The sequence below is a fragment of the Pseudomonas donghuensis genome (genome assembly GCF_000259195.1).
Classification (GTDB): domain Bacteria; phylum Pseudomonadota; class Gammaproteobacteria; order Pseudomonadales; family Pseudomonadaceae; genus Aquipseudomonas; species Aquipseudomonas donghuensis.
Genome location: NZ_JH650761.1, coordinates 250909 through 260011 on the forward strand (window position 1 = coordinate 250909; position 9103 = coordinate 260011).

Annotated in this window: 12 protein-coding genes and 1 pseudogene; 3 read left to right on the top strand and 10 right to left on the bottom strand. The window is 62.9% G+C overall.

Going from position 1 to position 9103, the window contains the following annotated elements:
• The 10 genes from UW3_RS29420 to ubiE all read right to left on the bottom strand — a co-directional run.
• Positions 1–1251, bottom strand: a 1251-nt coding sequence (locus tag UW3_RS29420) for a methyl-accepting chemotaxis protein (RefSeq protein WP_010222331.1), incomplete at its 3' end; no start/stop codon positions are given.
• 78 nt (positions 1252–1329) lie between these two features.
• The gene (locus UW3_RS0110270; RefSeq protein WP_010222332.1) at positions 1330–2037 is read right to left on the bottom strand and encodes a 16S rRNA (uracil(1498)-N(3))-methyltransferase; all 708 of its coding nucleotides are present in this window, start codon (positions 2035–2037) and stop codon (positions 1330–1332) included.
• Positions 2034–2825 carry a twin-arginine translocase subunit TatC gene (tatC, locus tag UW3_RS0110275; RefSeq protein WP_010222333.1) on the bottom strand — a complete coding sequence of 264 codons (792 nt, stop codon included), beginning with the start codon at positions 2823–2825 and terminating at the stop codon, positions 2034–2036. Before tatC ends, UW3_RS0110270 begins: the two co-directional genes overlap by 4 nt.
• A complete protein-coding gene (tatB, locus tag UW3_RS0110280; RefSeq protein ID WP_010222334.1) occupies positions 2822–3205 on the bottom strand; it encodes a Sec-independent protein translocase protein TatB in 384 nt (127 codons plus the stop codon). Before tatB ends, tatC begins: the two co-directional genes overlap by 4 nt.
• A gap of 3 nt (positions 3206–3208) precedes the next feature.
• A complete protein-coding gene (locus UW3_RS0110285) occupies positions 3209–3478 on the bottom strand; it encodes a twin-arginine translocase TatA/TatE family subunit (RefSeq protein WP_010222335.1) in 270 nt (89 codons plus the stop codon).
• Between the two features lie 25 nt (positions 3479–3503).
• Positions 3504–3839: a phosphoribosyl-ATP diphosphatase gene (locus UW3_RS0110290; RefSeq protein ID WP_010222337.1), complete on the bottom strand. Its 336-nt coding sequence runs from the start codon at positions 3837–3839 to the stop codon at positions 3504–3506.
• Between the two features lies 1 nt (position 3840).
• Positions 3841–4233: a phosphoribosyl-AMP cyclohydrolase gene (hisI, locus tag UW3_RS0110295; RefSeq protein ID WP_010222338.1), complete on the bottom strand. Its 393-nt coding sequence runs from the start codon at positions 4231–4233 to the stop codon at positions 3841–3843.
• A gap of 72 nt (positions 4234–4305) precedes the next feature.
• Positions 4306–5913: a ubiquinone biosynthesis regulatory protein kinase UbiB gene (ubiB, locus tag UW3_RS0110300; protein WP_010222339.1), complete on the bottom strand. Its 1608-nt coding sequence runs from the start codon at positions 5911–5913 to the stop codon at positions 4306–4308.
• On the bottom strand, positions 5910–6533 hold the full coding sequence (locus UW3_RS0110305) for a ubiquinone biosynthesis accessory factor UbiJ (protein ID WP_010222340.1): 624 nt from the start codon (positions 6531–6533) through the stop codon (positions 5910–5912). Before UW3_RS0110305 ends, ubiB begins: the two co-directional genes overlap by 4 nt.
• The gene (ubiE, locus tag UW3_RS0110310; protein ID WP_010222341.1) at positions 6533–7303 is read right to left on the bottom strand and encodes a bifunctional demethylmenaquinone methyltransferase/2-methoxy-6-polyprenyl-1,4-benzoquinol methylase UbiE; all 771 of its coding nucleotides are present in this window, start codon (positions 7301–7303) and stop codon (positions 6533–6535) included. The genes UW3_RS0110305 and ubiE overlap by 1 nt, the downstream gene beginning before the upstream one ends.
• 124 nt (positions 7304–7427) lie before the next feature.
• Between ubiE and UW3_RS0110315 the strand changes: the two genes are divergently transcribed.
• The 3 genes and pseudogenes from UW3_RS0110315 to UW3_RS0110325 form a co-directional block, all read left to right on the top strand.
• The gene (locus UW3_RS0110315; RefSeq protein ID WP_010222342.1) at positions 7428–7703 is read left to right on the top strand and encodes a polyhydroxyalkanoic acid system family protein; all 276 of its coding nucleotides are present in this window, start codon (positions 7428–7430) and stop codon (positions 7701–7703) included.
• A 226-nt stretch (positions 7704–7929) separates the two neighbouring features.
• A complete protein-coding gene (locus UW3_RS0110320) occupies positions 7930–8349 on the top strand; it encodes a phasin family protein (protein WP_010222343.1) in 420 nt (139 codons plus the stop codon).
• Positions 8350–8359: 10 nt separating this feature from the next.
• Positions 8360–9022 (top strand): annotated as a pseudogene (locus UW3_RS0110325) (phasin family protein); the annotation flags it as partial.
• Between the last annotated feature and the right edge of the window lie 81 nt (positions 9023–9103).

Consider the following 9103-nt stretch of genomic DNA (forward strand, 5'->3'; position numbering starts at 1 on the left):
CTCGGCGTTACGTGCGACCTCTTGTACGGTGGCGGCCATTTCGTTCATGGCGGTGGCCACCTGGTCGGTCTCGACCTTTTGATTGTTGACCCCGGCACTGGTCTGCTCGGTGACCGCTGACAGTTCTTCGGCGGCGCTGGCAATCTGGGTGACGCCGTCGCCGATGCCGCCGATCAATTCGCGCAGGCTCACGGTCATGCGCTGCATACTGCGCTGCAACTGGCCCAGCTCGTCACGGCGGTCGATCTTGAGGTCGTGGCGCAGGTCGCCACTGGCAACCCGGTCGGCGGCATTGAGGGTTTGACGCAGGGGGATAATGATCTGCCGGGTAATCGCCCAGGCGGCCAGCAGGCCGAACAGCAAGGCCAGCACGGTGGCCAGGGCCAGCATCGACTTGGCGTGTTGCGACTCGTCATCGCGCAGGGTGGTAAGGGTGCTGGTCAGTTGCTGGCTCTGCTCGATCAGGTTCTGGCCCAAGACAACCATTTGTTGAGCGGCCTGCTCGGAGGCGTTTTGCGCATTGCCGAACTCGACCACGGCGCCGCGATAGTTACCCAGGGCGCGGGCGGCCTGGTTGAAGTTGCTGGTGTAGCTGGCCGGCAGTACTTCGGCCAGGGTCTTGAGCTGCGAGGTGGCCTGGTCGATGGCCTCCAGCGCAGTGTGCTGGAATTCGGGCTTGCCGCTGTAGGTGTAGCCACGGACCTGGAAGCGCGCCTGTTGCAGCAGCTTGCTGGCACCGACCACGCTGTTGAACAGGTTCAGGTCGCTGCCGCTGAGCAGTTGTTGCTCGACCTGGGCGATCAACGCCGCGGCCTCGTCGGCGCTGCTGCCGAGCACGGCACGAGCGGCTTCGCGCTGTTGGGCGGCCTTGTCGGCACTGCTTAGCGCCTGGCGGTACTGGCGCACGGCTTCGTGCTGCTGCTCGATGCGACGGCGGTTCTCGGGCAGGACGATGCGTTGGTCGACCGCTTGCAACTGGCGCTCAAGCGCAGCCAGGGCATTGTTGAGGTTCTGCGCCGCGGCCTCGTCGCCTTTGAGTTGGAAGCCCTGGCGGGCAATGCGCAGTTCGAGGGTGGCCTGGTGCACCTGGGAAATCCCGCCCAGGGTGTCGCCACGGTTGCTGATGCCGTTCAGGCCCTGCCAGCCGGTCAGGGTAATGGCCAGGGTCAGCAACAGGACCAGGCCGAAGCCGATGCCGAGTTTGAGATTGACGCTCACGTTACCCAGGTGCTGGGCTAACCAACGGTACATGGTGGGACTCCATTGCGATCGGCAGAGGCGATTATTTTTCTGGTGCCAATGCATCGGCCTGGAGCGGCAAAACTGAAGTCAGAACAGACGGGCGAGCAGGGCGGTGACCGCTGTTTCCACGCGCAGGATGCGTTCGCCGAGTTGTACCGGGTTCAGCCCGGCCTTGCCCAGCAGGTCGATCTCGTAGGGAATCCAGCCACCTTCCGGGCCAATGGCCAGGGTAACCGGCTCGTTCAGCCCGCGCGGGCAGGGCGGGTACGGGCCTGGATGGCCGACCAGGCCGAGGGTGCCTTGCGCAATGGCCGGCAGGCGGTCTTCGACAAACGGCTTGAAGCGCTTCTCGATGATCACCTCGGGCAGCACGGTATCGCGGGTCTGCTCAAGGCCGAGGATCAGCTGTTCGCGGATGGCTTCGGGCTCGAGGAACGGGGTTTGCCAGAAGCTTTTCTCGACCCGGTAGCTGTTGACCAGGATCAGCTTTGGCACGCCCATGGTGGCGACGGTCTGGAACACCCGACGGAGCATTTTCGGCCGTGGCAGGGCCAGCACCAAAGTCAGCGGCAGCTTGGCCGGTGGTGGCTGGTCGAAGCTGACGCTGAGCTCGGCTTCATGGCCTTCCAGGCGCAGTACCACGGCCTGGCCCATCAGCCCGCCGATACGCCCGACGCGCAGGGTATCGCCCACCGCCACGCGGTGGATTTCCTGCATGTGGGTAAAGCGCCGGTCAGCCAGCACCACGCGATCGGCCGCGATGAAATCGGCCTCTTCAAGTAACAGCAGGTTCACGGCTGAGTCGCTGGCGGCTGGTCGTTATGGTCGTCGGCAGCGTCTTCAGGGTGTTCGCTACGCTTGCGGATCAGCCCGCCAAACAGCACGCCGATCTCGAACAGCAGCCACATCGGCACGGCGAGCAGGGTCTGCGAGAAGATGTCCGGCGGGGTCAGGATCATGCCGACCACGAAGCAGCCAATGATCACGTACGGGCGGATCTTTCGCAGGTACTTCACATCGACCACGCCGATCCACACCAGCAGGACCACGGCCACCGGGATCTCGAAGGCCACGCCGAAGGCGAAGAACAGGGTCATGACGAAGTCCAGGTAGCTGGAAATGTCCGTCATCATCGACACCCCTTCCGGGGTGGCGCTGGCGAAGAAGCCGAAGATCAGCGGGAACACCAGAAAATACGCAAAGGCCATGCCGGCGTAGAACAGGATGATGCTCGACACCAGCAACGGAATGGCGATGCGCTTTTCATGGCGGTACAGGCCCGGCGCGATGAAGCCCCAGATCTGCTGGAGGATCAACGGAATGGCCAGGAACAGCGAGACGATCATGGTCAGCTTGAACGGCGTCAGGAACGGCGAGGCGACGTCGGTGGCGATCATCGTCGCGTTGGCCGGCAGGTGCTCGCGCAACGGCGCCGAGACCAGGGTGTAGATCTGCTGCGCGAAGGAAAACAGCCCGGCGAAGATCAGGAAGATGGCCGCGACGCAGCGCAGCAGGCGTGTACGCAACTCGGTGAGGTGCGAAACCAGCGGCATCGGCTGGTCGTTTTCCGGAATATCGCTCATGGGGCTCGCGGGGGCTGTGTCGGTTCGGTGGGCGCGCTGGCGGCTGGCGGCGTGGTTTCGCTGCTGCTGGGTGTTGGCGCCGGGGCGCTTTCGCCATGGGCAACCGGGGTTGCAGGCGGCTCAGGCGTCACGCTGTTGGGGTTGAGGATCTTGCGCGCTTCCTGCTCCATGGAGAGGATGTGCTCGTTGTGCAACTGACGACGGATGTCATCGGCGCCGATTTCACGCTCGACCTCCTGCTTGATCGCATTGAAGCTGCGCTTGAGCCGGCCGATCCACAGCCCGGCGGTACGCGCGGCGCCCGGCAGGCGCTCGGGGCCGAGCACCAGCAGGGCCACCAGGCCCACGAGCAACAGTTCGCTGAAGCTGATCCCGAACATTGATCAATCTTTCCTGATCGGCTCTTCGACCTTGTGGGCCTGGCCATCGATGGTCTGCGGCTGGTTCAGCGGCGAAGTGGCCTGCGGCTGGACGGGTTGCACCGGAGGGGGCGTCTGTTCGGCCGGTTTGGTCTCTTCTTCGTTCATGGCTTTCTTGAAGCCCTTGATCGACTCGCCCAGGTCGCTGCCGAAGTTCTTCAGCTTCTTGGTACCAAACACCAGTACCACCACGACCAGCAGGACGATCCAGTGTTTCCAGTCAAAAATACCCATGGTGCAATCCCTCGAAATAATTCAGTTAGGCCGACGGCTGACGCGCTGCTTTCTCGGCGTGCCCGGACAGGCCGAAACGGCGGTCCAGTTCGTCCAGCACCGCCTGCGGGTGCTGGCCCAATTGGGCGAGCATGACCAGGCTATGGAACCACAGATCGGCGGTCTCGTAGATGACATCGCTGCAGTCGCCGCTGTGGGCGGCATCCTTGGCGGCGATGATGGTCTCGACCGACTCTTCGCCGAGCTTTTCCAGAATCTTGTTCAGGCCCTTGTGATACAGGCTGGCCACGTACGAGCTGTCGGGCTCGGCGCCTTTGCGCGCTTCCAGTACTTCGGCCAGGCGGGTCAGGGTGTCGCTCATGTCAATGTCCTGCGCTGTAGATGGCATGCGGGTCCTTGATGACCGGATCGACGGTCTTCCACTCACCGTTGTCGAAGACCCGGTAGAAGCAGCTCTCGCGGCCGGTATGGCAGGCGATATGACCCAGTTGTTCAACCATCAGGATGATCACGTCGGCGTCGCAGTCCAGGCGCATTTCGTGCAGCTTTTGCACGTGGCCGGATTCTTCGCCCTTGCGCCACAGTTTGCCACGCGAACGTGACCAGTAGATGGCCCGCTGCTCGGCGGCGGTCAGGGCCAGCGCTTCGCGGTTCATCCAGGCCATCATCAGCACGCGCCCGGTCTTGTGGTCCTGGGCGATAGCCGGTACCAGGCCATCGCTGTTCCAGTTGATCTCGTCCAGCCAGTCTTTCATTTTCGACTCCAAAGCCGGGTCCGATCCTTTGCCGAACCCTTGTGCTAGTGTGCCAGCCAGCAGCCCGGCTGGCTATCGACGCACGATCAGGTAGAGGCCAGCGGCCAGCATCAACCAGGCAGGCCAGGCAGCGGGAGCGCTGAGGCTGACCGCGCCGGCAGCCAGGGTGGCGCCGCCGCCGAGCAGCCCGGCACCGAGCAGGCGCAGGGCCCAGTGATCGTTCTTCGGCTGCCAGGTCGCGGGCGGGTCGGCCAGGTGCGGTTGCGACATGCGTTCGAGCAGGTCGCGGGTCATGCCGGCCAGGTGCGGGATCTGCTCGACCTGGCCATGCAGGTTCTGCAGCAGGGTCTTGGGGCTGACCCGTTCGCGCATCCAGCGCTCGAGGAACGGCTGGGCGGTGGTCCACAGGTCCAGGTCCGGGTACAGCTGGCGGCCCAGGCCTTCGATGTTGAGCAGGGTCTTCTGTAACAGAACAAGCTGCGGCTGGACTTCCATGTTGAAGCGCCGCGCGGTCTGGAACAGGCGCATCAGCACCTGGCCGAAAGAAATATCCTTTAACGGTTTTTCGAAGATCGGCTCGCACACGGTGCGGATCGCCGCTTCGAATTCATTCAGTTTGGTCTGTGCCGGTACCCAGCCCGAGTCAATGTGCAACTGCGCCACACGGCGGTAGTCGCGCTTGAAGAAGGCAAACAGGTTGCGTGCCAGGTAGTCCTGGTCCTCGGGGGTCAGGCTGCCGACGATGCCGCAGTCGATGGCAATGTACTGCGGGCTCCACGGCTTGACCGTGCTGACGAAGATGTTGCCCGGGTGCATGTCGGCATGGAAGAAGCTGTCGCGAAAGACCTGGGTGAAGAAGATCTCCACGCCACGCTCGGCGAGCATCTTCATGTCGGTGCGCTGGTCGGCCAGGGTCGCCAGGTCAGTGACCTGAATACCGTAGATGCGCTCCATCACCAGCACTTTAGGCCGGCACCAGTCCCAGTACACCTGGGGCACGTACATCATCTCCGAGCCTTCGAAGTTACGCTTGAGCTGGCTGGCGTTGGCCGCTTCGCGCAACAGGTCGAGTTCGTCGTAGATGGTCTTTTCGTAGTCGTTGACCACTTCCACCGGGTGCAGCAGGCGTGCATCGGCCGAAACCCGTTCGGCGCCGCGGGCAATCAGGAACAGCCAGGCCAGGTCCTGAGCAATGACCGGCTTGAGGCCCGGGCGCACCACCTTGACCACCACCTCTTCGCCGCTCTTGAGCTTGGCCGCGTGTACCTGGGCCACCGATGCCGAAGCCAACGGCTCGACGTCAAAGCGGCTGAACACCTCGCTGATCTTCGCCCCGAGCTGTTCTTCGATCAGGGCGATGGCTTTTTGCGGATCGAACGGCGGCACCCGGTCCTGCAGCAGCATCAGCTCGTCGGCGATGTCTTCGGGCAGCAGGTCGCGGCGGGTCGACAGCAACTGGCCGAACTTGATGAAGATCGGCCCCAGGTCCTGCAGCGCCAGGCGCAGGCGCGCGCCACGGCTGAGCTCCAGCTCTTTGCGCGGTAGCCAGCGCCAGGGCATGGCATAGCGCAAGCCCATCAGCCACCAGGGCAGGGGCAGGGCGAACAGCAGGTCATCGAGACGGTAACGGATCACGACGCGCTGGATGCGCAACAGACGGCGGACGGCAAGCAGCTTCATGCGTTATCGCTGGTATCAAGGGATCGGGCAAGGCGCTCGATGCGCGCCTCAAGGCGTTCAATATCGACTTTTAGCGTGTCGAGTTCGCTGAAACGGGCTTCGGCTTCGCGCTGGCCTACCAGGGTCCGGGCCTCTTCGGCGAGGTACTCGGAGAGGTTCTGGTTGAGCGCCGCCAGGCCCTGGCGGGTCCAGTTGGCGCGGCTGCGCAAATGGCCGCTGAGCAACTGCGTGGCGATCGGCCCCAGCCAGCGGGAGACTTCGTACTCCCAGTCAAGCTCCAGGTCCTGCAGCACCGCGACCAGATCGAGCAGCACCGCGCTATCGCCTTCAAGCTCGACCTGCGGGCTGTGCAGCACCGCGCTCTTGTCCTGGCTCAGGGCCAGGCGCACCAGGCTGCTGGCCGGCGCACGCAAGGTGCAGTCAGCCTCATTGGCCCAGTGCGCGGCGAGCATCAGGCCTTCGTCGCTGGGCAGGATGAACAGCTGCAAGGCCGGCTGGCGGCAGTCGATGGCAATCACCTTGCCGTCCAGCGGGCTCAAGCGCGGCAGCGCTGTGCTGTCCAGGCGCAAAACACGGTTGAGGCCGTGTTCGACGCTGGCGAGCAGGCCGGCCAGGAGCATCAGGGCTTGATTCCCCGGTGCAGGGCGACGATGCCGCTGGTCATGTTGTGGTAGGTGACGCGATCGAAGCCGGCCTCGACCATCATCGCCTTGAGGGTTTCCTGGTCGGGGTGCATGCGGATCGATTCGGCCAGGTAGCGGTAGCTTTCCGAGTCGTTGGTGATCAGCTTGCCGGCCAGCGGCATGAAGGCGAACGAGTAGGCGTCGTAGACCTTGGACATCAGCTTGTTGGTCGGTTTGGAGAATTCCAGCACCAGCAACCGGCCACCGGGCTTGAGCACCCGCAGCATGGAGCGGATGGCGTCTTCCTTGTGGGTGACGTTGCGCAGGCCGAAGGCGATGGTCACGCAGTCGAAGTGGTTGTCCGGGAATGGCAGTTTTTCGGCGTCGGCCTGGACGAACTCGATGTTGCCTGCCACGCCGCGGTCGAGCAGGCGGTCGCGACCGACCTTGAGCATCGACTCGTTGATGTCGGCCAGCACCACCTGGCCGGTAGGGCCGACCAGGTGCGAGAACTTGGCCGCCAGGTCGCCAGTGCCGCCGGCGATGTCGAGCACCCGGTTACCCGGGCGCACGCCCGACAGCTCGATGGTGAAGCGCTTCCACAGGCGGTGCATGCCGCCGGAGAGCACATCGTTCATCAGGTCGTACTTGGCCGCCACCGAGTGGAACACCTCGGCGACTTTCTCGGCCTTCTGGCTTTCCGGCACGTTCTTGTAGCCGAAGTGGGTGGTGGGTTCGGCGTGGTCGCCTTTGCGCTGATCGTTCATATCGCTTCACCGGAAAAAATTACTGGCCATTCTAGGGCGTACGGTCGGATTTGTCTTGGCGGGGTGTGTCGCAGGTGGGGCGCGGGCATAATATAAGTATGCCTTCGAACCCAGGATTGAATGAATGACCCAGATCAGCGTTGAACGCAAACACAGCCTGGGCCGCGACGCGGCCCGGCAAAAGGCCGAAGCCCTGGTCGACAAGCTGGCCCGCGAATACGACCTCAAGGCCAGCTGGAACGGCGACCGGGTCGAGGTCAAGCGCAGTGGTGCCAACGGCAGCGTGCTGATTGGCGAGGACAGCATCAAGGTCGAGCTGAAGCTGGGCATGATGCTGTCGATGATGAGCGGGACCATCAAGAGCGAGATCGAGCGGGCGCTGGATAAGGCGCTCGCCTAGCGGCTCAAGGGGGGAGTTTCAAGCTGCAAGCTGCAAGTGCTTCGCGGTGAATGGGAGGGGGCGACGGTTTCAAGATCACCGCTGCCCTTTCTTGCCGCTTGAAGCTTGAAGCTTGCCGCTGCCCCTTTATTAGTGTGCCAATTCTAATTTTTCCCCCTACCTTGTGCTCAGGCCCAACTTCCGTGGGCAGTTCCTCCATTTCCGTTCAGAGCGTGAGGTGCAGAGCATGGCCAAAGTGATCCTGAAGAAAAAAGACGACGCCCAGCGCAGGTTGGGTGAGGTGCGCGGCTACGCGCGCAAGATCTGGCTGGCAGGCCTGGGGGCTTACACCCGGGTAGGTCAGGAAGGTGCCGACTACCTTAAAGAGCTGGTCAAGGCCGGCGAATCGGTAGAACAACGCGGCAAGAAAAAACTCGATGCGAAGGTCGATGCTGCCAACTCCGAGATTGATTCGGTGAAGGGCGAGCTGACCAGCGTCAAGGGCAAGGTCGAGGTTCAACTCGACAAAATCGAAAAGGCTTTCGACACGCGGGTCGCAAGCGCCTTGAATCGCATCGGCATTCCGTCTAAACATGACGTGGAGGCACTCTCTGCCAAGCTCGATGAGCTCACGGCATTGCTTGAACGTGTCGCACGTAAACAATAAGGAGAGCGGGATGGCTGGCAAGAAGAATACTGAGAAAGAAGGCAGCTCCTGGGTCGGGGGGATCGAGAAGTATTCCCGCAAGATCTGGCTGGCTGGTTTGGGTATCTACTCCAAGATCGATGCGGATGGCAGCAAGCTGTTCGACACCCTGGTCAAGGATGGTGAGAAAGCTGAGAAGCTAGCCAAGAGTTCGGTCGACTCGGCCAAGGCTACTGCGAAATCGGCTAGCTCTCGGGTCAGTGATGTCAAAGATCGCGCGCTGGGCAAATGGGGCGAGCTCGAAGAGGCTTTCGACAAGCGCCTGAACAGTGCCATTTCGCGTCTGGGCGTTCCGAGCCGCAATGAAGTCGCCGCCCTGCACAAGCAGGTCGACACGCTGACCAAGCAGATCGAGAAGCTGACCGGTGCATCGGTGACGCCTATCTCGAAAAAGCCGGCAGCGAGCAAGGCTGCGGCCAAGCCATTGGCCAAGGCTGCACCGAAAGCGGCGGCGAAACCTGCAGCAAAAACTGCAGCGGCTAAACCTGCAGCCAAGCCAGCGGCGAAAACCGCAGCGGCTAAACCTGCGGCCAAGCCAGCAGCTAAACCTGCAGCAGCGAAGCCGGCGGCACCTGCGGCCAGCGCTGCACCGGCGCCAAGCCCGGCATCGGTAGCCAGTGCTGCACCGGCCTCTGTGACGCCATTGGCACCGGTAAGCCCGATCAGCCAGTCCTGATACTGGCTTTATCGCGGGGCAAGTCGGGTCGCCGCACCG